The organism is Pseudomonas sp. ADAK21, from assembly GCF_012935735.1.
Taxonomy (GTDB): Bacteria; Pseudomonadota; Gammaproteobacteria; order Pseudomonadales; family Pseudomonadaceae; genus Aquipseudomonas; species Aquipseudomonas proteolytica.
This window is the reverse complement of the sequence record NZ_CP052857.1, coordinates 2,570,742-2,596,954: the sequence shown is the minus strand read 5'-3', so window position 1 is coordinate 2,596,954 and position 26,213 is coordinate 2,570,742. Positions and strand designations below refer to the sequence as shown.

The window sequence follows — 26,213 nt, the reverse complement described above, 5'->3', positions numbered from 1 at the left end:
ACAGAGAATAAGGGCTCAGCCGTGCAGCAGTTTCTCCAGGCCCGTCTTCAGCGGCGTCGCCTCAGGCAACGTGAAGCTCGCCGCCAGGCGCTGGTTATTGGCCCTGGAGTGCCGAATATCCCCTGAACGCGGCTCTGTGTAGCTGACAGCCGGCAACGAGCCGACGATTTCCGACAGTGCCTGCAGCAACTGTTTGAGCGTGGTGGTGCGGTTCCAGCCGACATTGATCGCGCCCAGAGGCGCTTCGGCCATTTCCACCGCTTGCACCAGCACCGCCACCAGATCCCCGACGTACATGAAGTCCCGGGTTTGCTCACCGTCGCCGAATACGGCAATCGGCAGGCCTTTTTGCGCGCGCTCGCTGAAAATGCTGATCACCCCGGAGTACGGCGATGAAGGATCCTGGCGCGGGCCAAAGATGTTGAAGAAGCGGAAAATCACCGGTTCCAGGCCATGCTGGCGACGGTAGAAGTCAAAGTAGTGCTCGCTCGCCAGCTTGTCCGATGCATAAGGCGTCAACGGTGCCTTGGCGGTTTGCTCGTCGATAGAGTCGCCTTCGCCATTGTTGCCATACACCGCAGCGCTCGAGGCAAACACCACGCGCTTGACCCCGGCCTGGCGCATGGCCTCGCAGACATTCAGGCTACCCACGAAGTTGCTCTGGTGTGTACTGACCGGATCATCCACCGACGCCTGCACCGACGCGACTGCCGCCAGGTGCACTACGGCTGTCGCCCCCACCGCCGCACGAGCGACCAGCGCAGCGTCGGCCACGTCGCCTTCCAGCAGTTGCAGGCGCGGGTTGTCCAGCGCCAGGTTGCTGCGTTTGCCGGTGGACAGGTTATCCAGCACGCGCACTGCATAGCCCTTGGCAAGCAGTGCATCGACCAGATTGGAACCGATAAAGCCGGCACCGCCGGTAATCAGTACGAGAGCATCAGACATAGCGGTAAAACCTATTGAGCGGCATCGTTGGTTTGGCGGATTTTTTCGACAATCGCGGTCGTCGAGCTGTTTTCCACCAACCCCAGGACTTTGACCTTGCCACCATAGGCGTTGACGATATCGGCACCGACCACCTGGTCGACCGAGTAGTCACCACCCTTGACCAACACATCTGGCTTGACCTGAGCCAGGAGGTTTTCCGGAGTGCCCTCGGAGAAGCTGATCACCCAATCCACCGCGCCCAATCCAGCCAGGACCGCCATGCGCCGGTCCACGCTGTTGATTGGTCGGCCAGGGCCTTTCAGGCGGCTGACCGAAGCATCATCGTTGATCGCCACGATCAGGCGATCACCCTGGGCGCGAGCCTGCTCCAGGTAGGTCACATGGCCGGCGTGCAGGATATCGAAGCAGCCGTTGGTGAAGACAATGCTCTCGTTATGGGCACGGGCATCGTCAATCGCCAGCAGCAATTGCTCCAGGCTCAACACACCACGCTCCGAGCCTTCCTCGCGCTGGATCGCGCGACGCAGTTCCGGGGCACTGATGGACGCCGTACCCAGCTTGCCCACCACGATGCTCGCTGCCAGGTTGGCCAGGGCTACCGCATGGGGCAACTCCTCCCCCGCCGCAATCGCTGCCGCCAGGGTGGAGATCACGGTGTCGCCAGCGCCCGTGACGTCGAACACTTCCCGCGCACGCGCCGGCAAGTGCATGGCCGGGTGACCGGGACGCAGCAGGGTCATGCCGTGTTCGCCACGGGTCACCAGCAAGGCGCCGAGGTCGAGGTCGGCCATCAGGCTTGCGCCTTTGCTCACCAAGTCGTGCTCATCGACGCAACCGCCGACGATGGTTTCAAATTCGCTGAGGTTCGGCGTGATCAGGCTGGCGCCTCGGTAGACCGAGAAATCCTTGCCCTTGGGATCGGCCAGCACCGGGATGCCACGGGCCTTGGCGGCCTGGATCAGCATCTGGTGGTTTTTCAATGCGCCTTTGCCGTAGTCCGACAGCACCAGCACCTTGATGCCTTCGAGCAGTTCGTCGACCTGCTCACTGAGGGCCAGGGCGTCGGTGGCGAAGGGTTCTTCAAAGTCGATACGCAGCAACTGCTGGTGCCGGCTCATGACCCGCAGCTTGACGATGGTCGGCTGGTGGGCGATGCGCTGGAACAGGGCACGCACGCCAGCGCCGCGCAGGCTGTTGGTCAGGCTGTCGGCGGCTTCATCGTCGCCGGTCACGCCGACCAGGGAGGCCGGGGCGCCGAGGGCGGCGATGTTAAGGGCAACGTTGGCAGCGCCGCCTGGGCGGTCTTCGATTTGCTCGACCTTGACTACCGGTACCGGTGCCTCAGGGGAAATCCGTGAGGTACCGCCATGCCAGTAACGGTCGAGCATGACATCGCCGACCACCAAGACAGGGGCTTGATCGAATCGCGGCATGGACAACTTCATGGAGCAACCCACATACAAAATGAACAGGGGCGCGATATTAGCACAGGGAAAAGCATCGACCGATTCAATCCTGGCGGTCGATCCCAGCCCGGCGCCCCTGGCACCTCAATAGGCATCCGTCACATGGGAGGGCGCCACTGGGTCGCCTTCTTCGAACTCCTTGGCGTGCAGGCGGGCGTAGTAGCCATTCTTCGCCAGCAACTCGACATGGGTCCCGCGCTCGACAATCTGGCCGTCGTCCATCACCAGGATCAGGTCGGCTTTCTCGATGGTGCTCAAGCGGTGGGCAATCACCAGGGTGGTGCGGTTCTTCACCACATGGTCCAGGGCCGCCTGGATATGGCGCTCGGACTCGGTATCCAGGGCCGAGGTTGCCTCGTCGAGAATCAACAGCGGCGCATCCTTGAGCAAGGCCCGGGCAATTGCAATGCGCTGGCGCTGGCCGCCGGACAGCAGTACGCCGTTCTCGCCTACCAGGGTTTCATAGCCCTGGGGCATCTTCACGATGAACTCATCGGCATACGCTTCGCGAGCGGCATGATGCACCGCATCGGTCGGCGCGCCAGCCAGGTCGCCATAGGCGATGTTGTTGGTCACGGTGTCGTTGAACAGGGTGACCTGCTGGGTCACCAGGGCGATTTGCCGGCGCAGGTTGCGCAGGGTGAAATCCTGCACGCGTACGCCATCGAGCAGAATCTGCCCCTGCTCATGCTGGTAGAAGCGAGGGATCAAGCCGGCCAGGGTCGACTTGCCGCTGCCCGAACGCCCCACCAGCGCGACCATTTGCCCAGGCTCGACAATAAAGCTGATGTCGTTGAGCACCTTCTTGTCGCTTTCCGGGTATTGGAAGCTGAGGTTGCGCACTTCAATGCGCCCAGCCAGGCGTTCATGCTCGATCACGCCCTGGTCGACTTCTACCGGCTCATCCAACTGCTCGAAAATACTCTCGGCACCCGCCACACCCTTCTGGATGGTCGAGCTGACCTCGGAAAGCTGGCGAATCGGCTTGGGCAGCAGGCCAGCCATGGTGATATAGGCCACCAGGTCGCCGGGCGATGCATCGCCGCGCAAATACAGGACCAGGAACATGACCACGGCCATGGCACTGTAGGTCACCAATTGCAGCATCGGCGTGTACACCGCGCCGGTCTTGGTCATCGCCAGTTGTTTCTCGGTATTGCTCAGGCTCGCTTGCTCGAAGCGCACCTTTTCATACTGCTCGCCGCCAAAGCTGCGGACCACACGGTAGCCGTGGATCGTCTCGGAGGCCACATGGGTCACGTCGCCCATGGACACCTGGATTTTCTTGCTCTGCTTGCGGAATTTACGGCTGGTGCTGTTCACCATCATGCCGATCACCGGCAGGATCGCCAGCATCACCAGGGTCAGTTTCCAGTTCATCCAGACCAGGGTGCAAAACAGGAAAATCACGGTCATGCCTTCACGGATAACCACCTTGATCGCATCGGTGGCAGCCCCGGTGACCATGGTGACGTTGAAGGTAATGCGGGAAATCAGGTGGCCGGAGTTGTTCTTGTCAAAAAAGCGGTTGGGCAACTCCAACAGCTTGTTGAACAGCACCACGCGCAGGTCGTGGACCAACCCGAGGGAAACCCGGGCCAGGAAGAAGTTACCGAGGAACGAGCCCACGCCCTGCCAGGCTGCGATCAGCACGATCATCAGCGGCACGGTTTCCAGCAACTGCAACTTGCCAAGATAGGGGTTGCCGGGGAACAGGCTGGCCTCGGGGTTCGCCAGGCCATCGACGAAATACTTGAGGATGTAAGCGAGCATCGGCTGGGTCGATGCGAAGATCAGGAACCCGACGATACTCAGGATGAACAGACCCACATAAGGCCGTACGTAAGTCAGGAGGCGGAAGTAAATCGCCAGCGTCGACTGGGTTTTCGGTTCAGGACTGCTCATAGGAATCCGCGCAAATCAGTAAGGCGCGGATCATATCACAGGCCTCTTCGCCCCAAAAAACATGAGCATGGGCCAGCTTTGCGCCAAGTCGGTTAAGATAACCGGCTATTGATGGGAGTCAGGCATGCAAGTAATCGATCACAACACCTATGAGGCATTGCGTGCTGGCGCGCAGGTGCTGGAAGCCGATGGTTCTGGCGACAAGGTGCTCCGGTTGACCGATGGTTGCATGCTCAAGCTGTTCCGGCGCAAGCGCCTGCTCAGCTCGGCACTGTTCTACCCGTATGCACAACGCTTCGCCAACAACACCCGTGCACTACAGCAACGGGATATCCCTTGCCCGCGCATCATTGCGGTGTATCGCATACCCAGCATTGCGCGGGATGCGGTGTACTACAGCCCGCTGGCCGGGGAAACCATCCGCCAGCTTAAACTCGCCAAGGCCGAGGCCGACGCCCTGCGTGAGCGCCTGGGCGGCTTCATTGCGCAATTGCACGAGAAGGGCGTGTACTTTCGTTCGCTGCACTTTGGCAACGTGGTCCTGACACCGGAAAACACCCTGGGCTTGATCGACATTGCCGACCTGAGCTGCCAGGCCACCCCGCTGAGCCAGAGCAAGCGGCGGCGCAACTTCAGCCACCTGCGGCGCTATGCCGAGGATCGGCAATGGCTACTGGGCGATGACGCCGGGCAAGCCTTCTTCAATGGCTATCGCCAGGCCTTGCCGGCGGGCAGTCAACAGGCGCCACTGATTGAGCGCCTGCGACAACTACTGGACTGATCTCACTGGGTGATGACCAGTACCGTGGCGCCTCGGCGATTGGCGAAGCGCTCGACGATGCGCAGGTTGCGCTCGGCCAGCCAACTGGTGAGCCAGGGTTCGTTGCCGCGGGCTTCGATCAGGAAGTAGCGGAATTTCCCTGCATGCGCCGGTGACATCGCGGCTTCCCGGGTCAATTTCTTGAGCAGATAACCACGCCCTGCGTAATAACCAATACGCCCATCATCGAAATACGCAGGAACATCCGGCTCGACATTCGCCGCCATCCAACGTCCCGCCTCGACGTACTGGACCTTGCCCGGCCCGGTAGACACCACATTCGACAACATCACCAACAGGCAGACCGCCACCAAGGCCTTGCCCAGGCGCGGGAACTGCTGGGCAAACATCTGCAGCGCCAGTGCCAGCGCCGGTACAAACAGCAGGTTCAAGAAGCTCATGTAACGCACGTTCATGAACTGCTGCTGAATAAAGAACAGCAGCAACACCAACAGGTACAACACCGCTGCCCAGGCAAAAGGCCGGTATTGATGCCAGTAGAGCTTGATTGCCTGCCAGTTGCGCCCCCGTAAAAAAGGCACGGCAAAGGGCCCGCAAATATTCACAAAACTGATGACCATGGCCGCCAGGATGCCAAAAAAGATGATGCGCCCTGTTTCATCTTGGGAGTACTTGTTGATCAGCGATCGGGAGAACTGCTCGCGCAGCAAATCAAACGACGCCAATACACTGTTTGGATTGATCAAGTCCAGATAGTAGGCAACGCGGCCCGATGAAAAACCACCCGTGGCCAAGACCAGCACCATCCCCGCCACCACGCCCAGCAGCGGCAACGCGACGAATTGCAGGAGCGCCAGACGCCGCTCGCGAACCCACAGGCCAGGCAACTGCCACAGGCCCAACGCCGGCAGCAGCAACAACGCTTCCAGGCGGAAAGCTGCCGCTGCGACAATCGCCAGATGGATGATTGCTGCCCGCAGCCATCCACCACGGGCCTGCCAGCGCATGGCCAGCCACAGCGTCAGGATGCAGAAAAACCAGAAGCCGAACTCGCGCAGGATCTCGCCACGAAACTGGTTGAACGCCGGCATCGCCAGCACCACCAGGCAGGCCCAGGGTGCAACCTGCACCGAGCGCTGGCGAACGCAGTCAACCAAGAGCGCGCAGGTGCCAGCTGCAAACAGCGAACACCACAGGTAAGCACTCAGTTCTATGGGCAGGGCTGAAACCGAATGGGTACCCGCCAGGAGCAGGGAGAACCAGGGCCAGTTGAATACCGCAAAGGCGGATTTCGGACCATGGACGTAGACGTCCTGGGCAATGGTCAGGTAGAACGCAGCATCACGCCCTACAGTCGCGGCGCCCAATACCGCGATCAGGGATAGCAGCAGACTCCCAAAAAATGCCACTCGAACGGGATGTTCGACGACAACGCCCAAAGCCCGAGCCCACAACTTGCTGCCTATACCAACCACACCCCCCCCTTAAAACCTGGCGTCACATCGTGTGCACAAGATTTGAAAACATATATTCCAGAAAAACCACTGCACCACGAAAACCCAACGCCTAGTCATTGCCATCAAACCGGGCGCTGTACCGGTCATTCTCGGCGTAGCGTAACAGGCTATAAAACGCTTACTTGAACATCAGCTGAAGCGCCTTGCGTGTGTACGACCAGCGCGTCAGGGCACGCCAGTCTGTACGTACCGCCTGGCAGTAAAACTGCTTGGCAAGCGTATATTCCCCAGCACTGAAGCAATTGCGAAACAAAGACAGGCAGCGCTGTGCGAGAAACGCACGACGCAAGCCTTGCAGCTCTGCCGGCATACGTACCGGCGAGAACACCTCGTCCACCAGGCTCACGCCTGCCGCGACACTGTGATTGATGTCATGGCGCAAGCTGTCCGCATGCTTGTAGATCAGCACCAGAGGCTGGTCGATGACACTGCATGAAAAACGTGCCAAGGCCTGAGCAAATACAGGAATATCTTCAGCATTACGCAAACTCTCCGGATAGTTGCCCACGCTAAAAATATCTTTATGCATCGCGCAAGCGCCATTGGAAAGCGCTATCGTCTTGTCCAGCAAGTAACCACGCACCCGCAGATAGGCGCTGGCTGGAAGCTGCTTGACCATATGCAAGCGGCGCTTGCCATCCCCGAACACAGACCAGTGGCCACCGACGATCAAACGACTCTCCGGATGTGCGGCAATATGCTGAGCTACCGAAAGCAGTGCGCCTGGCGCCATTTCATCATCGGCATCCAAGAACATCAGGTACTCGCCCGCAGACTCTTCAAGCCCTAGGTTGCGGGCCGAGGCCGCACCTCCATTGGGTTTGCGCAACGCCCGAAAACAGCCTGGGTACTTTTCCATCAACGCTGCCAGCACCTGCGGCGTCTCATCGGTCGAGCCATCATCAATCACCAGTAACTGTGCATTCGCCTCATCGAGCTGTGCCAGCACCGATTCAACCGCGCGTCCCAACGTGTGTGCGTAGTTATAGGTGGGAATGACGACGCCAATCCGCCTCTCAGTCAATGACTTGCCCTTCCACACCATCTTTGACGACCAGGATGTCTTCCATGATCAGGTACTGCAGGTCCGAGCCGAAGAACATGTTCAGGGCGTCGGTCGGCGAGCAAATCATCGCTTCGCCACGGCGGTTGAGCGAGGTGTTCAGGGACACACCGTTGCCGGTCAGCACTTCCAGCTCTTTCATCATGTCGTAGTAACGCGGGTTGTACTCGCGCTTGAGCACCTGGGCGCGGGAGGTGCCATCTTCATGGACCACTTCCGGCACGCGGGTTTTCCATTCTTCCGCCACTTCAAAGGTGAAGGTCATGAACGGGGCCGGGTGATCGACCTTGATCATCTGCGGGGCCACGGTGTCGAGCATCGACGGGCAGAAAGGCCTCCAGCGCTCGCGGAACTTGATCTGGTGGTTGATCCGGTCAGCCACGCCCACGGCGCTCGGGCAACCGATGATCGAACGTCCGCCCAAGGCACGCGGACCGAACTCCATGCGGCCCTGGAACCAGGCCACCGGGTTGCCGTCGACCATGATCTGGGCGATGCGCTTGGGCATGTCCTCGATCTGGCGCCACTTCGGCTTGCTCGGGTGCTTGGCGCACGCGGCAATCACTTCCTCGTTGCTGTAGGACGGGCCGAGATAGACGTGTTCCATCTTCTCTACCGGTACACCACGGGCATGGGACACATAGGCCGCCGCACCTACCGCGGTACCTGCATCGCCGGACGCTGGCTGCACGAACAGCTCCTTGACGTCGTCGCGGGCAATGATCTTCTGGTTCAATTTGACGTTCAGCGCGCAGCCGCCGGCGAAGGCCAGCTTGCCGGTTTCCTTGAGGATATCGCCCAGGTAATGGTCGATCATCTGCAACGCCAGCTTCTCGAACAGCGCTTGCATGCTGGCTGCGTAGTGGATGTACGGCTCGTCAGCGATGTCGCCTTCGCGCTTGGGACCCAGCCACTCGATCAGTTTTGGCGAGAAGTAGAAGCCCTTGCCTTTCTCTTTATAGCGGCGCAGGCCAATGACGTTGGCGTAGTCGGTATTGATCACCAACTCGCCGTTTTCAAAGGAGGCCAGGCGCGAGAAGTCGTACTTGCTGGCATCGCCATACGGCGCCATGCCCATGACCTTGAACTCGCCATCAAGCATCTCGAAGCCAAGGAACTCAGTGATCGCGCCGTACAGGCCGCCAAGGGAGTCCGGATCGTAGAACTCCTTGATCTTGTGGATCTTGCCGTTCTCGCCATAGCCAAAGAAGGTTGTGGCGTACTCGCCCTTACCGTCGATCCCCAGGATCGCGGTCTTCTCCTGGAAGCCCGAACAGTGATAAGCGCTGGAAGCGTGGGCCAGGTGGTGCTCGACCGGCTCGATCTTGATCTTCTTCGGATCAAAGCCCAGTTGCTCCAGGCACCAGACAATCTTGTTGCGGTAGCGCTTGTAGCGACGGTTGCCCATCAGGATCGCATCGAGTGCGCGGTCCGGTGCATACCAGTAACGCTTGGCATAGTGCCAGCGGGCCTCGCCGAACAAGCTGATCGGGGCAAACGGGATCGCCACCACATCAACGTCGGAAGGTTTGATACCGGCCTGCTCCAGACAGAACTTCGCCGATTCGTAGGGCATGCGGTTCTTTGCATGTTTATCGCGTACGAAGCGCTCTTCTTCGGCGGCCGCGATCAGCTTGCCGTCGATATACAACGCTGCGGAAGGATCATGGCTAAGGGCGCCGGACAGGCCAAGAATCGTCAATGCCACTGGGGTCTAGCCTCTTTTAGTCTGCATGCAGGCGCTGGCGCCTGAAAAATGTGTGCTCCTCGCCTCGGCGAGAAAAGCTAAAGGGCGGGATTATAGCTTAAAAGCGGCAAAACGCCTCTAGCGGCAAATGGCACGGAGAAACAAGCGGTATCAGCGGAAGATCTCGATACTGCCATCACGGTTCTGTCGGTAGACGGTGTAGGGCAGTACCAAAGTATCGAGAACACCTGACAGTACCAAGTCAACGGCAATCCAGGGCAGCGGGCCGATCTGCTGCTCATCCAGGCTTTTTTTGCTGTTGGGTTCGCCATTGAGGGAGCAGAAGTCGTACACCACGCCGCTGTAGATACGGGGCACGCTCTCGCAATGGCTGCGCAGGCTCTTGAGGCGCTGGCTGGCCACCGCATCTTCGCGAAACACCGTATCGAGGGTGCCGCAGGCCGTGGTCGAAAGGACAATGGCGGCAAACAGCAGAATGTTTGTAGGATTCACGGGCAACCCTCTTTGGCATGAGGGGGCAGCCTAACCCAAGACTGCGTAAGACGAATATGCCGGTAACGCGCGGGAATATTCTTCGGAAAAGCCTCGCAGAATCGTTAAACTCGCGCCCTTTTTTCCGCGCCTGCGCTGCGCGTCATGGAAGTTGGCTTGCTCATGAAAGTTGTTGTTCCCACCTGTATTGCGATGCTGCTCCCTAGCCTGCTGGGCCTGCCGCAAGCCGCCCAGGCAGAAGATGCCCCACTGATCCTCGACCCCAGTGTGGTGACAGGCTCGCGCAGCGCCAGTCGCAGCTTCGACCTGCCCTACTCGGTGGACAGCATCAGCCGTGAGCAGATCAGCGATGGCCAGTTGGGCATCAACGCCTCGGAGGCCCTGTCCCGCGTGCCGGGGCTGGTGGTGCAGAACCGTCAGAACTACGCCCAGGACTTGCAGATTTCGTCCCGTGGCTTTGGCGCGCGCTCGGCGTTTGGCGTACGCGGGATCAAGCTGATTGCCGATGGTATCCCCGCCAGCACCCCGGACGGCCAGGGCCAGGCGGCAACGTTCAACCTCGACACCGCCGAGCGCATAGAAGTACTGCGCGGCCCAGCCGCCACCCTGTATGGCAGCAACGCCGGCGGGGTGATCCAGATGTTCTCGCGCAATGGCGAGGGCGCACCACGTATCGGCGCCGAAACCCTGTTCGGCAGCGACGGCCTGAACAAGAACCACCTCAGCGCCGAAGGCGCGGTACAGGGCGCCGGGTTTGTCCTCGACGCCTCGCGCATGGACACCGACGGCTACCGCGACCACAGCAGCGCTCGCCGCGACCAGACCTTCGCCAAGCTCAACGTCGAGCCCGATGACGACAGCAAGCTGGCCCTGATCTACAGCAGCCTGGAGCAGAACGGCACCCAGGATCCGCTGGGGCAGACCTGGGCGGGCTACAAGGCCGACCCACGTTCGGTCAGCAGCAACGCCTTGACGTACAACACGCGCAAGAGCATCGATCACCAGCAATTGGGGATGAATTACGAGCGGTACATGGGCGATGCGACGTTGCAGGTCAATGCCTATACGGGGCGGCGGAGTGTGATTCAGTATTTGTCGATTCCAGACAAGTTCGCCAATGGCAATCCCAACCCCGCCAACGCGCGCGGAGGGGTAGTGGCCTTTGACCGCAAATTCTATGGAGGCTCAGCCCACTGGCTGCAACCTATCATCAGCGCTCCAGGAGAACTGACCCTGATTACTGGCCTCGACTACGACCGTAGTGAGGATGATCGTCAAGGGTATTCCAACACCGTCAATGGTGAGCATGGCGTAAAAGGCGCCTTGGGCCGTGACGAAATTGATACTGCCACCAGTATCGATCCATTCATCCAGGCCAACTGGCTACTGGGCAATTGGACCCTGCAAGCTGGACTACGCCACAGCACGATGAAAATGGACGTTGATGATCACTTTGTGAGTGGCAATGACGGCAACGATAGCGGCAGCAAGACCTACCAAAAAAACACACCATCGATCAGCGCCATGTATGCCTTCACTCCGGACTTGCACGCTTATGTGAGCGCAGGGAAAGGTTTCGAAACACCAACACAGGCAGAACTGGCCTACTCCAGCGCAGTAAATGGCTTCAACTTTGCGCTAAAACCCTCAGTCAGCAAGCAGTATGAGGTCGGCCTGAAAGCACGGGTTGGTCAAGACACCCGAATCAACGCTGCGCTGTTCCAGATCACTACGGATGACGAGTTGGTGGTACAGCAGTCCAGTGGCGGCCGCAGCACTTACCAAAACGCCGGCCGCACCCTGCGCCGCGGCTTTGAACTGGGCATCGAAAGCCAACTGAGCGAACAGTGGAGTGCCAACCTCGCCTACACCCGCCTGCAAGCTACCTACGACAGTGACTTCAGCAACAACAGCAAAACCATCGACAAAGGCAACTACCTGCCCGGCGTCCCGCAGACCCTGCTGTTTGCCGAGCTGAACTGGAAACCAAGGGATTGGCTAAGCACTGCTGTCGAAGGCATGTACCGCAGCAAGATCTATGTCGAGGACACCAACCAGGAGCGCGCTGCGCCGGGCTACAGCGTCTTCAACTGGCGCGCGCGGTTTGAGCAGAAGGTCGAACACTGGACCTTTCACCAGACCTTGCGCCTGGATAACCTGCTGGACCGCCAATATGTCGGCTCTGTGATTGTTGGCGACAGTAACGGGCGCTATTACGAAGCGGCGCCAGGGCGATCCTGGTATGCCGGAGCCGGCGCCCAGTATCAGTTCTGACCCCACCAGAAGGCGCCGGCTTGCCGGCGCTTACTCGGTCGCTGTAAAACCACGACATATCGTTAAACAAAGGCACAACCGGAAAAAGTGACGCCACATGCCTTAACTGCACTAGACGCCACTCCTCAATTGCAACCAAACAAACGTCGGCCAAACTATTTACTTAAGAAACCACCCAACTTACCGAATAGAACTCAAGTGAGTACGATGAGTGCTAGCGGGTTTATCGGTTTCGTTCTTGTCCGGAGTACTACCATAGAGCCCGGTAGGATCATGAGGAATTTCCACATCAATCAATTGACCATGCTTCAGATCAATCAGTGGATCAACAGGTTTGGCCAGTACATACTCGCCGGTCTTAGAATCATAGACAAACTCTACATCGATCGGCTCCCCAGGATCCCTTTGCTGCCCCTCGTCGGCAGCGACCGCTGGCCCCCAGGTGCCGGTGCGGGGATCAAGCACTTGCGCATCCTCTCCAGCGGTAAGATCCAGTTTATTGGGCCGAGCTATATCTTTTTCCTTATAGCCAACTCCCTCATAAGGTTGAAAGTTATAACCCGAAACACTACCAATATTAGACATGATAAAACTCTCCAAACTTAAAGACATTAACAGGCCACGCAACCTGTTAACGTAAAAGCTACATCCCCAACCCACAACTTTCAACACCACAAAAAACTCAAATAAAGATCAAACATCACGAGATGTAAAACCACATAACCGAACACATACACACCCAAAGAGAAGTATCGGACTAATCCGAGACAGAACTCCCCACATACACTTCAGATCAGTTTTTCATGACATGATTTTGCGCTCTCAAACAATTCGAGCGCACAACGACTCAACAATCATTAATCAATATACAAGATGAAACACTACGCATGAGCTGAGCCCGCCCTGTCAGGAGCGGGCAAGCGTGCAGCTACAGGACGCCGTCGATCCTGCTGGGCAAGCGCAGATCGATTACTCGATACAACGCGCTATCGACCGGCCAGTTGCGCATGAACCGCGCACGATCCTTGGCAAACGCCGGCGCAAAACTACTCAGTGAGCCGTGCTGGCACATCGAGTCCAGATCTATCAGCACCCAGCGCCCCCCCTGCCAGAACAGGTTGCGCCCCTTGAAGTCGCCATGACTGATCCGCTCGCGTATCAGTTCGCCAAACAGGCGCTCCAGGGCCAACAGTTCGGGCTCGGGTACCTCGCCGCTTTCGACATAAGGGGCCAGATGCTCAATCAGGTCTGGCCCGGCCAAATGCTCGGTGACCAGATACGCCCGGCTGCGCAGCCAGAAAAAACGCCGTTCCAGGAGTGCCAGGGGCTTGGGCGTGGCGATCCCCAGGAACGTCAGGCGATTGCCTTCGTACCAGGCGTGCCAGGCGCGGCTTGGCCGCCAGAAGCGCTTGAGCCAGTGCACAAACCCCTTGATGTTGTAGCGCTTGATCACCAGTGGTCGCCCGGCCACATCCACTCGGGCCACCGTGGCCGAGGCACCGGCCTTGTACATCTGGCCTTGGCCGATGAGCCCATCGACGTTTGCCAGTACCGGTAGCAGGGCCGCCTCCTCTTCCCGGCGGATCGCCCGCAGCCCAAAGGCCCCGCGCACCACGCTGAACAAGGTGCACTCGCGGCCGACCTTGCCCAGGAAGTCTTTCAAGCGCCAGGCCCGCACTTTGCGCACCTGCTTTTGCAGGGCTTCCAGGGGCAAGGCGTGTTCGCCATTGCTTAACAGGTAGTACACCAACAATTCTTCGGTAAACGGCTCGAGGTCGCTCGGCAACTGGGCAAAAAACACCCCGAGGTTTTCCAGTACCCGGTTGCGTGACAGGGGCTTGCCCGCCTGTTCGACGCAGATCCCGCCACCATCGATCAAATATAGCTTGTCGCCCTGGCGCATCAGGTTGTCCAGGTGCAGGTCTTCCTGCCACAGGCCCTTGGCGTGCATCTGTGCAATCGCGCCCAGCGCTTCGGCCAACACAGCCTGCTGTTCATCCGCCAGAGGCGGCATGCTTTCAACCGCTGCCCAGGCCTCGGCCAGGCTGTGTGCGCCGTCGAGAAACTCGAACAACAGCCAGCCGCCCTCACCGTCTTGCAGACCGTCAGCCAGCAACAGCGGCGTGGTCAGGCCTTGCTCGGCCAGCAGGCGCACACCCTGGAGTTCACGCTGGAAATGCCGGGCGGCGCTGCCACCCACCAGCAACTTGGCCAGCACCGGCCGGCCGCGCCAGATAGCCGCGCCCACATAACGCTGGCCCGGCAACACCCGCAGCAGGCTCAGCAACTGCAATTGCCCTGGGCCGGCCGCATCCGCCAACTCGATACTCAAGGGCAGCGCAGGCGTGCGCCCGGCATTTTTGAGTTCAGACAAGCGCATCAGCGGGCCTCCTTGTGACTGCGCCGCCCTGCCAGGTAACGTGCCCAGGTATCCACCAGGGAGCTGTCCACCGGCTGGTCGAGGTAGGCCGCCAGAAACTGCCGCACCTGCTCTGCTGTCCAGGCCCCGGCACGCCGCAGCAACGGCTCCAGGTCCTTGACCCGGTCACGCCGGCCGAGCAACAGCGGCCGGGTTTTTTCCAGGTCGATCAACTGCGCTGCGTAACCGTCGCCGGTGGCCTGCAGGAAGATATGCTTGGGGTAAAAACAGCCATGCACCTGGCCGACGCCATGGAGCTTGCGCGCCAACTGGCCGCAGGCCACGAGGATCGCATGGTGCTGGGCGTCGCTCAGGGCTGGCCACTGCTCCAGCAGCGAATCCAGGTCATTCCAGCCATCCAGCGCGCGGGTCAGCAGCAAGGCGCGGTATTCGCCCGCAACTTTGCGCTCACCATAAAAGGCGGCCTGCAAAGCCGGGATCGCCTTCTGCCGATAGCGGCTGATATTGCGAAACTCGCGGGCAAAGGTCGGCTCGCCAAACGGCCGATGCAGGGTGCGCGTCAGGTAGTTGCTCTGGCGCTTGAGGTAAAAACCGCGCCCCTCCAGCTCCAGGCGAAACACGCTGCTCCAACCGCCACGACTGGTGTTGGGCTCGTCCACTGCGTCCAGTTGCCTGGCCCACAGGGCATCAAAGTCAGCCAGGCCATTGCGCTCCAGCAAGGCCCGGTCTTCAGTTGCCAGGAAGTCATTCATTCGCGTCCCTCGAAAAACTTCAGTACATGGCGGATCCGCTGTTTATCCGATACGCCCAGGTGCTTGCGCCGACGATATTGCATGTAGAAGCGTAGGCGCTGGGTGGCAGACAAGTGGTATTTGGCAACCTTGTCCAGGCACGCCAAGTCCTTGGTGATCCGATACTTGAGCCAGAACCCGCGCCAGAAGTCACCGTTGGGGCAGTCGATCAGGTACAGGGTCTGCTGGTCGTCGATCAGCAGGTTGCGCCACTTCAAATCGTTGTGGGTAAAGCGGTGGTCGTGCATGGTCCGGGTGTATTCAGCGAGCTGGCGGCTGACCTTGTCGACCCACACCGGGTCGGACAATTGCGGGTCCTTGCGTTCAGCCAGGGCCGCCAGGTCTTCGGTGCGCGGCAACTCGCGGGTGATCATCGCCCCACGATCATAGGCCAGGCCCTTGCGCTCCAGGCCCCAGGCCACGACTTCGGCCGTTGGGATGCCCCACTTGGCGAAGCGCTTGAGGTTCTGCCACTCGGACTTGACCCGGGGCTTGCCCAGGTAACGGCGCAGGCCTTTGCCGGCGCCGGTGTAGCGCTTGACGTAATAGTTGATCCCACCGCGCTCCACGCGAATGACTTCGGACAGCGGATCACGGGTCAGCCGCTCGCCCTGCAGGGCGAACACTGCGTCGAGGCTACCAAAATCGTCCACAAGCTCCGAGTAAGCAGGTTCCAGGTTCCAACCCGCCATCAGAGTGCACCTCCGTACCGGACTTTGCGGTCATAGAGCTTGCTGGCCTTACGCTCCAGCCACTGCAGCAACGCGCCTTCCTCGGCCAGGATCTGGCGCAGGGGCTGCTGGAAGTAGCCTTTGAGGAAGCGCAACTTGTCGCGGCGGGTCAGGCCAATATCCAGGATCGAGAAATACAGGGCCGCCAAATCCTTGTTGCGCCAGCGCTGGCTGATGCGCGGCCGCACCTGGGCGCGGTGCAGGTCGATCACCGAGAGTTTGAAGTCATCGGCGGTCACCGGCTTGTCGGTGTGCAGCAGGAAGTGACAGATGTAGCAGTCACGATGGTTGACGCCAGCGCGATGCATCATCCCGGTCATGCGCGCCACTTCGGCAATCAGCGCGCGCTTGAGACGCGGCTCGGGCGGCTGCTTGAGCCAATCCATGCTCAAGTCTTCCAGGCTGATGGTCGGCGCCAGCTCTTCGGTGACAATAAAGGAATGCTGGTCGGCCGGGTTGGCGCCGCGTTCGCCATAGGCCACGGCGGTCATGGTCGGTACGCCAACTTCGTGCAGGCGCTGGATTGCCTGCCACTCCTGCCCGGCGCCCAGCACCGGCAACTTGGCGGTGAACAGGTTCTTGAAGATTTCACCCCAGCCGATGCCACGGTGGATTTTCACAAAGTAGCCGCGCCCATCCACCTCGGTACGCAAGGTACGACGGGCTTCCAGTTCACGGTAAACCTCACCGTCCAACAGCTCGACTTCGGCGAACGCATCGCGCCCGGCCCAAAGGCTCTTGAACGGTTCGGCAAGAATCAACTTCATCAGTGTTGCTCCGCCAGAATTACATCCGCAGCGTGCTGCGGCATGCTATAGAGGTCGGCCGTCTCGGCGAAGGCCAGACCATTGCGGCTCCAGGCCGCACGTTGCTGCTGATCGCTGAGCATCCCGGCCAGGTACTGGTTGAGCTGGGCCTGCTCGAACGGCTCGTCCAGCACACGCCCGCAATCGGCCTCGCGGATGTAATGGGCATACCCACACACCGCCGTGACCAACACCGGCAACCCGGCCACCACTGCTTCGAGCAGCACAGTCCCGGTATTTTCGTTGTACGCCGGGTGAATCAACAGGTCGGCGCCCAGCAGGAAACGCGGGATATCACTGCGCCCCTTGAGGAACTGCACGTTGTCGCCCAGCCCAAGGGTAGCACTCTGCAGTTGGAATACTTTGGGGTCGTCCTGGCCAATTACAAACAGGCGGGTGCGCTTTTTCAGATCCGCAGGCAGTGCGGCCAGCGCCTTGAGGCTGCGGTCCACGCCCTTGGTCTTGAAGCCCGAACCGATCTGCACCAGCAGCAAATCATCGTCCGCGAGGTTGAATTCGGCCCGGAACCCGGCCCGGATCTGGGCCGCATCCGGCGGCGCCCGACGATCCTGGGCGATGCCCGGCGGCAACAGGTGGAAGCGCTCCAGCGGCGTGTCGTAATGCTTGATAAACAGCGGCTGCTGGACCTCGGAGATCATCAGGACTTCAGTCTTGGCGTCCTTGGCAAACACCGCGCGCTCGTACTCGGAAAAATGCCGATAGCGGCCAAAACTGCGGTACAGCGAGTGGCGCAGGTTCTGCGCCTTGTCTTCAAAACAGCCGTCTGCGGCGTAGTACACATCCAGGCCCGGCATTTTGTTGAAGCCGATCAAGCGGTCCACCGGGCGCTTGGCCAGGTCGGCCTGCATCCAGGCGGTCAATTTTTCGTTGCGCCGATGATTGAAGAACGCCTTGACCGGCGCCACCAGCACTTCAAAACCCGGCGGGATGTCGCCTTCCCAGATCAGGGTGTAGACACGGATCTGGTGGCCGCGCTGCTGGCACTCCAGGGCGATGCGCATAAAGTCGCGCTGCAAGCCACCAAAGGGGAAATATTTGTACAGAACAAATGCCAGTTGCATCAGTGCAGCTCCTCAGCCAATAACAACGTGCTCAGTCGGCTGGCCACACGCTCAGGGTTCAGGCGAGTAAAGCACAGCGGCCACTCGCGCTTGAGATCAAACCGGCGCTGGTCTTCAGCGGTCGGTTGGTAGGTGCATTTCTTTTGCAGGCACGGCGCGCAGGGGAAATCGCTGCCCAAATGGATCTGCGCCTTGCCATACGCACCGGTCAGGCCCGGGTTGGTCGGGCCGAACAGAGAGATCGTCGGCACATCCAGCGCAGCCGCCAGATGCCCCAGGCCGGTATCCACGGCGACACAGGCCCGGGCACCAGCCATGACGCGCGCCACACCGGCCAGATTCAATTTAGGCAACACTTCGGCGTTGGCCAGGCCTTGGGCCAGGCGCTCGGCCCGAGCCTTTTCGGCGGCATTGCCCCACGGCAACTTCACATCCACCCCCAGGCTGCCCATGCGTTCGGCCAGGTCGCGCCAGTAGGCTTCGGGCCAATGCTTGGTGTCCCAGGTGGTGCCGTGCAGCAGCAGCACGAACGGTTTCTTTGGCGGCAAGCCCAGCAGTTTTTCGGTGCTCAGGCCGTAATCCCCCAGGCCCTTGGGCAGGTCATAGCCCAGGGCCACGGCGAACAACTGGCGCAAGCGCTCAACTGCATGCTGGCCACGGGCAACCGCCAGGCGCCGGGAGTAGAAACGTGCGGCAATGGGCTCGCGGGCCGACTGCTTGTCGAAGCCGGCCACCGGCGCCCGCACATAGCGGGTCAGCCAGGCGCTTTTCAGCAGGCCCTGGGCGTCGATCACCAGGTCATATTTGGTGGACTGGATCTGCTTCTTGAAGCGCCGCCATTCGCCGCTCTTGAAGGTCTGCCAGAGGTTCTTGCGCCAGCGGCGAATCGCCACCGGGATCACCTTGTCCACCGCCGGGTGCCAGGTGGGGATTTCGGCGAAGCCTTCCTCCACCACCCAGTCGAAGCGAATCCCCGAAATCGCCCGGGCCGCGTCGGTCAATGCCGGCAATGCGTGGATCACATCGCCCAGGGATGAGGTCTTGATTACCAGTACCCGCAACTCAATGAACCTCGACCACGTTGCCCTGCAACCGCTGCAAGGCCTCGGCTACCGAATCGGGCAGCAACTGACGCAGGCAATTGTAGTGGCCGAAACGGCAGGTGCGTTCAAAACACGGGCTGCAATCCAGGCCCAGGCGCACCACTTCAACCTTGTCGGCCAATGGCGGGGTGAAGCCTGGGGACGTGGAGCCATACACCGCCACCAGCGGGCGGTTCAGCGCAGCGGCCACATGCATCAGGCCGGAGTCGTTGGACACCACCGAATCGGCGCAGGACAGCAGGTCAATCGCCTCGGCCAGCGAGGTATCGCCACTGAGGTTGACCGCTTCTTCGCGCAGGCCGGGGATCAGGCGTTGGCGGATGTCTTCACCCACCGAGTGATCGTTTTTCGAGCCAAACAGCCAGACTTGCCAGCCTTCGCGGATTTTCAGCTCGGCGACCCTGGCGTAGTGCTCCGACGGCCAGCGCTTGGACTCGCCAAACTCGGCGCCCGGACACAGCGCCAGCACCGGCCGATCCAGGGTCAGGCCGAACTTGGCCAGGGCCGCATCGCGAGTAACCGGGTCGATTTGCAGGCTCGGCCGCGGATACGGCGTCGGCAACTCGGCATCAGGCGCGTAGGCCAGGGCCATGAAGCGCTCGATCATCAGCGGGTAGCGGGCCTTGTCGAGCTTGCGCACATCATTGAGCAGGCCATAGCGGAACTCGCCGCGCCAGCCGGTGCGCTTGGGGATGCCGGCAAAGAACGGCACCAGCGCCGACTTCATCGAGTTGGGCAGCAGGATCGCCTGGTCATACTGGCCGGCCAGGGACTTGCCGATGCGCCGTCGGGTCGCCAGTTCCAGCGCGCCATGGCCGAGCGGGAAGCTCAAGGCCTGCCGGACTTCAGGCATGCGCTCCAGGATCGGCCGGCTCCACTCGGGGGCGAGCACGTCGATTTGGCAGTCGGGATGACGCTGTTTCAGGCACTGGAACAGTGTCTGTGCCATCACCATGTCACCGACCCAGCTGGGCCCAACGATCAGAATATTCATGTAGTTTCCACAAACGATTCGGGGAGGCTCATGCCTCCCCGCCTCGATAATTACTGTAGGTCACGGTTTGTGTGGGAGCGGGCTTGCCCGCGATAGCATCACCGCGTGCTGCCAGCCAGACCGCAGCGCCTGCATCGCGGGCAAGCCCGCTCCCACATAAAGCCGGTCTCCACATTCAATTGGGGTCGCTGTAGTGTTTTAGCTTAACCCCAGTTCTTGCCAGATCCGTTTCACCTGGCGCCGTTCGTCAGCAAACTGATCCCCGGCAACCACCCCAGCCTCGTTCTGCAGGGCCTGGCGATGGGCCGCCGAGCGGTAGGCCTTATACACCTCGCGCAACAGGTGGGCATCGGCGGCGGGCATCAGCCCGACCTGCTCCAGGCCTTCCAGGATGCGGATATTGTCGGTATAGCGTAGCAACGACGGATGTTGCGCAGACCACGCCAAAGCGGCGTATTGCACCATAAATTCAATATCGACGATACCTCCGGCGTCCTGCTTGAGATCGAACACCGCCGTGGGCTCGAAGGCATTCGCCGCCGTGCCGGCCCCGGTCGACTTGGTGCCCAGGTTGTCGCGCATCTTGGCGCGCATCTCGCTGACCTCCTGGCGCAGCTTCGCCAGGTCCTGCGTGCGCCCCAACACCTGCGCCCGCACGCCTTCAAACGCGCGGCCCACGTCCTGGCTGCCGACCAATACCCGCGCCCGCACCAGGGCCTGATGCTCCCAGGTCCAGGCCTCGTTTTCCTGATAGCGGGCAAAGGCCCCCAGGGAGCTGACCAGCAGCCCGGATGCGCCAGAAGGTCGCAGGCGCATATCCACTTCGTACAATTGCCCGGAGTTGGTCTGGGTGGTCAACAGGTGAATGATCCGCTGGCCCAGGCGCGTAAAGAACTGCGCACCATCGATCGGCTTGGCGCCATCGGTTTCGGCCTGCGGGTCACCGTCATGGATAAACACCAGGTCCAGGTCCGAGCCATGTCCCAGCTCGATGCCGCCGACCTTGCCATAGCCGACGATGATAAATCCGGGATCGCACAAGGTGCCGTCCAGGCGCTGCGGCGTACCGTGGCGGGCCACGGTCTGGCGCCAGGCCAGGGCCAGCACTTGCTCGAGAATGGCCTCGGCAAGCCAGGTCAGGTAGTCGCTGACCTTCATCAGCGGCAGGCTGCCGGCGATTTCCGACGCCGCTACGCGCAGGCGGTGGGCCAGCTTGAAGTGGCGCAGGGCTTCCATCTGCTGCTCAAGGTCATCCTCGGGGATGCGCGTGAGGCGCTCGCGCAATTCGGCGGCCAACTCCGGCGCCAAGGGCGGTTTGAACAACCGGCCTTCGTTGAGCAATTCGTCCAGCAGCAGCGGGAAGCGGGTGATCTGCTCGGCAATCCACGGGCTGGCGGCGCACAGGGTCAACAGCCGACGCAGGGCGTCAGGGTTTTCGGTCAACAGCACCAGATAAGCGGACCGCCGCGCCACCGCTTCCACCAGCGGCAATACGCGCTCCAGCACCAAGTCGGGATTAGCGTGCTCGACCGCCTGGGCCAGCAGGCGCGGGATAAACGCGTCCAAACGCTCACGCCCCAGGCGCTGCATCGCCCGCAACTGCGGGCTGCCGCGCAGGCTGGCCAGGGCCTTGAGGGCCTTGGGTGCGTCGGCAAAGCCACCTTCGGCCAATTGGCGACAGGCCGCCTCTTCATTTTGGGATTCTTCCCACAGCGGCAACCACTCGCCGCCCACCACCAATTCGCTTTCTACACCCTCCTCTTCGTCCGGATCGGCAATCACCTGGCGAAAATGCCAGTCCACCCGGCCACGCCAGTACATCAATTGCTCATGGAACGCGGTCCAATCGGCAAAGCCCATCATGAACGCGATCCGCGCCTGGTCTTCGTCAGTGTTGGGCAGCATCTGTGTCTGGCGATCAGCGATGGCCTGGATCGCATGTTCGGTGTAACGCAGGAATTCATAGCCGCTGCGCAGCTCGGCAATCACCGCCGGCGGCAGGTAGCCCTGGCCTTCCAGAGTGCCCAGCACCTTCAACAATGGCCGTTGTTGCAGGCTGAGGTCGCGCCCGCCATGAATCAGCTGGAACGCCTGGGCGATAAACTCCACCTCGCGGATGCCGCCCGCGCCCAGCTTGATATTGTCGGCCATGCCCTTGCGCCGCACTTCCTGCTGGATCAACTGCTTCATGGTGCGCAGCGCTTCGATCGCAGAAAAGTCCAGGTAGCGCCGGTAGACGAACGGGCGCAGCAGGTCGAGCAATTGCGCACCCGCCACCTGGTCGCCGGCTACCACCCGCGCCTTGATCATCGCGTAGCGTTCCCAGTCGCGCCCCTGGTCCTGGTAGTACTGCTCCAAGGCATTGAAACTGAGCACCAGCGCCCCGGCTGAACCATACGGCCGCAAACGCATGTCGACACGGAACACAAAACCGTCGACGGTCATCGGGTCCAGGGCCTTGATCAGCTTCTGGCCCAGGCGGATAAAGAACTCCTGATTGTCCAGGGCACGCTTGGCGCCCACGGTCTCGCCGCCCTCGGGGTAGGCGAAGATCAGGTCGATGTCCGACGACAGGTTCAACTCCACCGCCCCCAGCTTGCCCATGCCGAGGATGACCATCTGCTGCGGTTCGCCGCTGCGCCCGCCGGTGGGGGTGCCAAATTGCGCACAATGGCGCTGGTACAGCCACTGGTAAGCCTGGTCGATGCTGGCGTCGGCCATGTCAGACAGGTCGCGGCAGGTCTGCACCAGGTCCGCCTGTCGGGTCAGGTCGCGCCAGATAATCCGCACCTGCTGGCGGGTCCGCTGGCGACGCAGGACGCGGCCCAGCTCGTCTTCTGTTTCAGCCTGTTGCACCGCTGCGGCAATCTGCCCACACAGCTCATCGGGTGCAAAGCCGCGATCCAATTCGCCCCAGGCCACCAGTTCCAGCAACATCAAAGGGTCACGAACACTCTGTTCAATCACAAAATCACTGGCGGCGCAGACACGGGCGAAGTCGGCCCAACGTTGCGGCGTCCACGCGGACAGGCCATGATCGGCATCCAGCATGGCCGCTGCGTCACGAAATGACTGCTCGGCCCGGCTGGCAAACGGCAACAGAACGGCAGGGAGTTCAACCAGCATTGGAAGGCTCATGGTCTATCCTTGATCGGCGTGTAAATGGCTTGTGGCTGTGAACGCAAGAACCACGCTTGGCGAAGGACTGTCGAACAAAAGTTAGAAATAGCTGAAAATTCATTAATTTTGGCAGGCAACATTAAACTTCTACCTTTTCTTGTTCGCAAAAGATCAACAATAACGATTATGCTCACCAGCCAGACCGAGTCATACACTCAGTCTTGTGTAGTTTTACTACTCGTATATACATTCGAAAGGCTGAAATGGCCGACGATTTGTAGTAAAACTACAGGACGCCGAAGCAACCTTCGGCCATCCAAGAATTTATGTCGTCTGCCCACAAGGCCAGTCGCAAACTTCAGGCAACCGATTCTGGTAGCCTTTCCGCCCTGGAGCAAGCCATGCAAGACCTCGATCCCGTCGAAACCCAGGAATGGCTGGACGCCCTGGAATCGGTTCTCGACAAAGAAGGCGAAGACCGTGCGCATTACCTGATGACCCGTATGGGCGAACTCGCGACCCGCAGCGGCTCGCAACTGCCTTACGCCATCACCACGCCATACCGCAACACCATCCCCGTTACCCACGAAGCACGCATGCCTGGCGACCTGTTCATGGAACGCCGCATTCGCTCGCTGGTACGCTGGAACGCGATGGCGATGGTTATGCGCACGAACTTGAAAGATTCTGACCTGGGCGGTCACATCTCCAGCTTCGCTTCCAGCGCAACCCTGTATGACATCGGCTTCAACTACTTCTTCCAGGCCCCGACCGACGAACACGGCGGCGACCTGATCTACTTCCAGGGCCACACCTCGCCAGGCGTCTACGCCCGTGCGTTCATGGAAGGTCGCATCACCGAAGACCAGATGAACAACTTCCGCCAGGAAGTCGACGGTGGCGGCCTGTCGTCGTACCCGCACCCTTGGCTGATGCCTGACTTCTGGCAGTTCCCGACCGTTTCCATGGGTCTGGGCCCGATCCAGGCGATTTACCAGGCACGTTTCATGAAGTACCTGGAAGCCCGTGGCTTCATCCCCGAAGGCAAGCAGAAAGTCTGGTGCTTCCTGGGCGACGGCGAGTGTGACGAGCCGGAATCCCTGGGCGCCATCTCCCTGGCCGGCCGCGAGAAGCTGGACAACCTGATCTTCGTCATCAACTGCAACCTGCAGCGCCTCGACGGCCCGGTTCGCGGCAACGGCAAGATCATCCAGGAACTCGAAGGCGTGTTCCGCGGTGCCCAATGGAACGTGACCAAAGTCATCTGGGGTCGTTTCTGGGACCCACTGCTGGCCAAGGACGTCGACGGCATCCTGCAACGTCGCATGGACGAAGTCATCGACGGCGAGTACCAGAACTACAAGGCCAAAGACGGCGCGTTCGTACGTGAACACTTCTTCAACACGCCTGAACTCAAGGCGATGGTTGCTGACCTCTCCGACGACGAGATCTGGAAACTCAACCGTGGCGGCCACGACCCGTACAAGGTCTACGCGGCGTACCACGAAGCGGTCAACCACAAAGAACAACCTACCGTCATCCTGGCCAAGACCATCAAGGGTTATGGCACCGGTGCCGGCGAAGCGAAGAACACTGCGCACAACACCAAGAAAGTCGACGTCGACAGCCTGAAGTTGTTCCGTGACCGCTTCGACATCCCGGTCAAGGATGAAGAGCTGGAGAACCTGCCGTTCTTCAAGCCAGAGCCGAACAGCGCCGAAGCCCGCTACCTCAGCGAGCGTCGCACTGCCCTGGGTGGTTTCGTGCCACAGCGCCGCGCCCAGAGCTTCAGCGTACCGACACCGGACCTCAGCACCCTCAAGGCAATCCTTGATGGTTCGGGCGACCGTGAAATCTCCACCACCATGGCCTTCGTGCGGATCCTCGCGCAGCTGGTCAAGGACAAGGAAATCGGCCCGCGCATCGTCCCGATCATCCCGGACGAAGCCCGTACCTTCGGTATGGAAGGCATGTTCCGTCAGTTGGGCATCTACTCCTCCGTCGGCCAGCTCTACGAGCCAGTCGATAAAGACCAGGTGATGTTCTACAAGGAAGACAAGAAGGGCCAGATCCTCGAAGAAGGCATCAACGAAGCGGGCGCCATGAGCTCCTTCATCGCTGCCGGTACTTCGTACTCCAGCCACAACCAGCCAATGCTGCCGTTCTACATCTTCTACTCGATGTTCGGCTTCCAGCGTATTGGCGACCTGGCTTGGGCAGCAGGCGACAGCCGTACCCGTGGCTTCCTGATCGGCGGCACCGCCGGCCGTACCACGCTCAACGGCGAAGGCCTGCAACACGAAGACGGTCACAGCCACATCCTGGCTGCCACCATCCCGAACTGCCGCACCTTTGATCCAACCTACGGCTACGAGCTGGCGGTGATCATCCAGGACGGCATGAAGAAGATGACCGAAGAGCAGCAGGACGTTTTCTACTACATCACCGTGATGAACGAGTCCTACCAGCAACCTGCCATGCCGGCCGGTGTTGAAGAAGGCATCATCAAGGGCATGTACCTGCTCGAAGAAGACACCAAGGAAGCGGCACACCACGTACAGCTGATGGGCTCCGGCACCATCCTGCGCGAAGTGCGTGAAGCGGCGAAGATCCTGCGTGAAGAGTTCAACGTCGGCGCTGACGTGTGGAGCGTTACCAGCTTCAACGAACTGCGTCGCGACGGCCTGGCCGTGGAACGCAGCAACCGCCTGCACCCAGGCCAGAAGCCTGCGCTGAGCTACGTCGAAGAGTGCCTGGCTGGCCGTAAAGGTCCGGTTATCGCCTCTACCGACTACATGAAGCTGTTTGCTGAACAAATTCGCCAGTGGGTCCCGTCCAAGGAATTCAAAGTGCTGGGCACCGACGGTTTCGGCCGCAGTGACAGCCGCAAGAAGCTGCGTCACTTCTTCGAAGTCGATCGTCACTTCGTGGTGTTGGCAGCCCTGGAAGCCTTGGCTGACCGTGGAGAGATCGAACCCAAGGTGGTGGCTGACGCCATCGTCAAGTTCGGGATCAACCCGGAAAAACGCAACCCACTGGACTGCTGAGGAAA

The 26,213-nt window shown here is 60.5% G+C and carries 19 protein-coding genes; 3 read left to right on the top strand and 16 right to left on the bottom strand.

Features of this window, described 5'->3' with window-relative positions; all coding sequences use genetic code 11:
* Positions 1-15: 15 nt before the first annotated feature.
* The 3 genes from HKK57_RS11700 to msbA all read right to left on the bottom strand — a co-directional run bounded on the left by HKK57_RS11700 (position 16) and on the right by msbA (position 4,319).
* Entirely contained in the window at positions 16-945 is a 930-nt protein-coding gene (locus HKK57_RS11700; RefSeq protein WP_029299177.1) for an NAD-dependent epimerase/dehydratase family protein, read from the bottom strand.
* An 11-nt stretch (positions 946-956) separates the two neighbouring features.
* Entirely contained in the window at positions 957-2,393 is a 1,437-nt protein-coding gene (gene hldE / locus HKK57_RS11695; protein ID WP_029299178.1) for a bifunctional D-glycero-beta-D-manno-heptose-7-phosphate kinase/D-glycero-beta-D-manno-heptose 1-phosphate adenylyltransferase HldE, read from the bottom strand.
* 105 nt (positions 2,394-2,498) lie between these two features.
* Entirely contained in the window at positions 2,499-4,319 is a 1,821-nt protein-coding gene (gene msbA, locus HKK57_RS11690) for a lipid A export permease/ATP-binding protein MsbA (RefSeq protein ID WP_029299179.1), read from the bottom strand.
* A 124-nt stretch (positions 4,320-4,443) separates the two neighbouring features.
* On the opposite strand from msbA, the gene HKK57_RS11685 reads away from it, so the two are divergent.
* Positions 4,444-5,100, top strand: coding sequence for a phosphotransferase (locus HKK57_RS11685; protein WP_092233006.1), 657 nt, complete (start codon positions 4,444-4,446; stop codon positions 5,098-5,100).
* A 2-nt stretch (positions 5,101-5,102) separates the two neighbouring features.
* Here the strand turns inward: HKK57_RS11685 and HKK57_RS11680 are convergent, their stop codons facing one another.
* From HKK57_RS11680 to HKK57_RS11665, 4 genes are all read right to left on the bottom strand, one after another.
* Complete coding sequence (locus HKK57_RS11680; protein WP_237150393.1) at positions 5,103-6,467, bottom strand: hypothetical protein; 1,365 nt, start codon at positions 6,465-6,467, stop codon at positions 5,103-5,105.
* A 268-nt stretch (positions 6,468-6,735) separates the two neighbouring features.
* Positions 6,736-7,662, bottom strand: coding sequence for a glycosyltransferase family 2 protein (locus tag HKK57_RS11675; protein WP_169873739.1), 927 nt, complete (start codon positions 7,660-7,662; stop codon positions 6,736-6,738).
* Complete coding sequence (locus tag HKK57_RS11670; RefSeq protein ID WP_029299183.1) at positions 7,634-9,388, bottom strand: carbamoyltransferase family protein; 1,755 nt, start codon at positions 9,386-9,388, stop codon at positions 7,634-7,636. Before HKK57_RS11670 ends, HKK57_RS11675 begins: the two co-directional genes overlap by 29 nt.
* 150 nt (positions 9,389-9,538) lie before the next feature.
* On the bottom strand, positions 9,539-9,880 hold the full coding sequence (locus tag HKK57_RS11665; RefSeq protein WP_032867448.1) for a YceK/YidQ family lipoprotein: 342 nt from the start codon (positions 9,878-9,880) through the stop codon (positions 9,539-9,541).
* A 162-nt stretch (positions 9,881-10,042) separates the two neighbouring features.
* Between HKK57_RS11665 and HKK57_RS11660 the strand changes: the two genes are divergently transcribed.
* The gene (locus tag HKK57_RS11660) at positions 10,043-12,154 is read left to right on the top strand and encodes a TonB-dependent receptor family protein (protein WP_178121978.1); all 2,112 of its coding nucleotides are present in this window, start codon (positions 10,043-10,045) and stop codon (positions 12,152-12,154) included.
* A gap of 180 nt (positions 12,155-12,334) precedes the next feature.
* Here the strand turns inward: HKK57_RS11660 and HKK57_RS11655 are convergent, their stop codons facing one another.
* The 9 genes from HKK57_RS11655 to glnE form a co-directional block, all read right to left on the bottom strand.
* Positions 12,335-12,739 (bottom strand): hypothetical protein, encoded by a 405-nt coding sequence (locus HKK57_RS11655; protein ID WP_169390198.1) that lies wholly within the window; start codon positions 12,737-12,739, stop codon positions 12,335-12,337.
* A 343-nt stretch (positions 12,740-13,082) separates the two neighbouring features.
* A complete protein-coding gene (locus HKK57_RS11650; protein WP_169390197.1) occupies positions 13,083-14,534 on the bottom strand; it encodes a lipopolysaccharide kinase InaA family protein in 1,452 nt (483 codons plus the stop codon).
* Entirely contained in the window at positions 14,534-15,286 is a 753-nt protein-coding gene (locus HKK57_RS11645; RefSeq protein ID WP_092232987.1) for a lipopolysaccharide kinase InaA family protein, read from the bottom strand. The genes HKK57_RS11650 and HKK57_RS11645 overlap by 1 nt, the downstream gene beginning before the upstream one ends.
* Positions 15,283-16,017 (bottom strand): lipopolysaccharide kinase InaA family protein, encoded by a 735-nt coding sequence (locus tag HKK57_RS11640; protein WP_029299192.1) that lies wholly within the window; start codon positions 16,015-16,017, stop codon positions 15,283-15,285. The genes HKK57_RS11645 and HKK57_RS11640 overlap by 4 nt, the downstream gene beginning before the upstream one ends.
* Positions 16,017-16,823 (bottom strand): lipopolysaccharide core heptose(I) kinase RfaP, encoded by an 807-nt coding sequence (gene rfaP, locus HKK57_RS11635; protein ID WP_029299193.1) that lies wholly within the window; start codon positions 16,821-16,823, stop codon positions 16,017-16,019. Before rfaP ends, HKK57_RS11640 begins: the two co-directional genes overlap by 1 nt.
* Positions 16,823-17,944, bottom strand: a complete 1,122-nt coding sequence (locus HKK57_RS11630; protein ID WP_159906261.1) for a glycosyltransferase family 4 protein — start codon at positions 17,942-17,944, stop codon at positions 16,823-16,825. The genes rfaP and HKK57_RS11630 overlap by 1 nt, the downstream gene beginning before the upstream one ends.
* A complete protein-coding gene (waaC, locus tag HKK57_RS11625; protein ID WP_169390196.1) occupies positions 17,944-19,005 on the bottom strand; it encodes a lipopolysaccharide heptosyltransferase I in 1,062 nt (353 codons plus the stop codon). The genes HKK57_RS11630 and waaC overlap by 1 nt, the downstream gene beginning before the upstream one ends.
* A 1-nt stretch (position 19,006) precedes the next feature.
* Positions 19,007-20,041, bottom strand: a complete 1,035-nt coding sequence (gene waaF, locus HKK57_RS11620; protein WP_029299199.1) for a lipopolysaccharide heptosyltransferase II — start codon at positions 20,039-20,041, stop codon at positions 19,007-19,009.
* A 198-nt stretch (positions 20,042-20,239) separates the two neighbouring features.
* On the bottom strand, positions 20,240-23,179 hold the full coding sequence (gene glnE, locus HKK57_RS11615; protein ID WP_070996455.1) for a bifunctional [glutamate--ammonia ligase]-adenylyl-L-tyrosine phosphorylase/[glutamate--ammonia-ligase] adenylyltransferase: 2,940 nt from the start codon (positions 23,177-23,179) through the stop codon (positions 20,240-20,242).
* Positions 23,180-23,562: 383 nt separating this feature from the next.
* On the opposite strand from glnE, the gene aceE reads away from it, so the two are divergent.
* Entirely contained in the window at positions 23,563-26,208 is a 2,646-nt protein-coding gene (gene aceE / locus HKK57_RS11610) for a pyruvate dehydrogenase (acetyl-transferring), homodimeric type (protein ID WP_029299202.1), read from the top strand.
* The last annotated feature ends 5 nt before the right edge of the window (positions 26,209-26,213 follow it).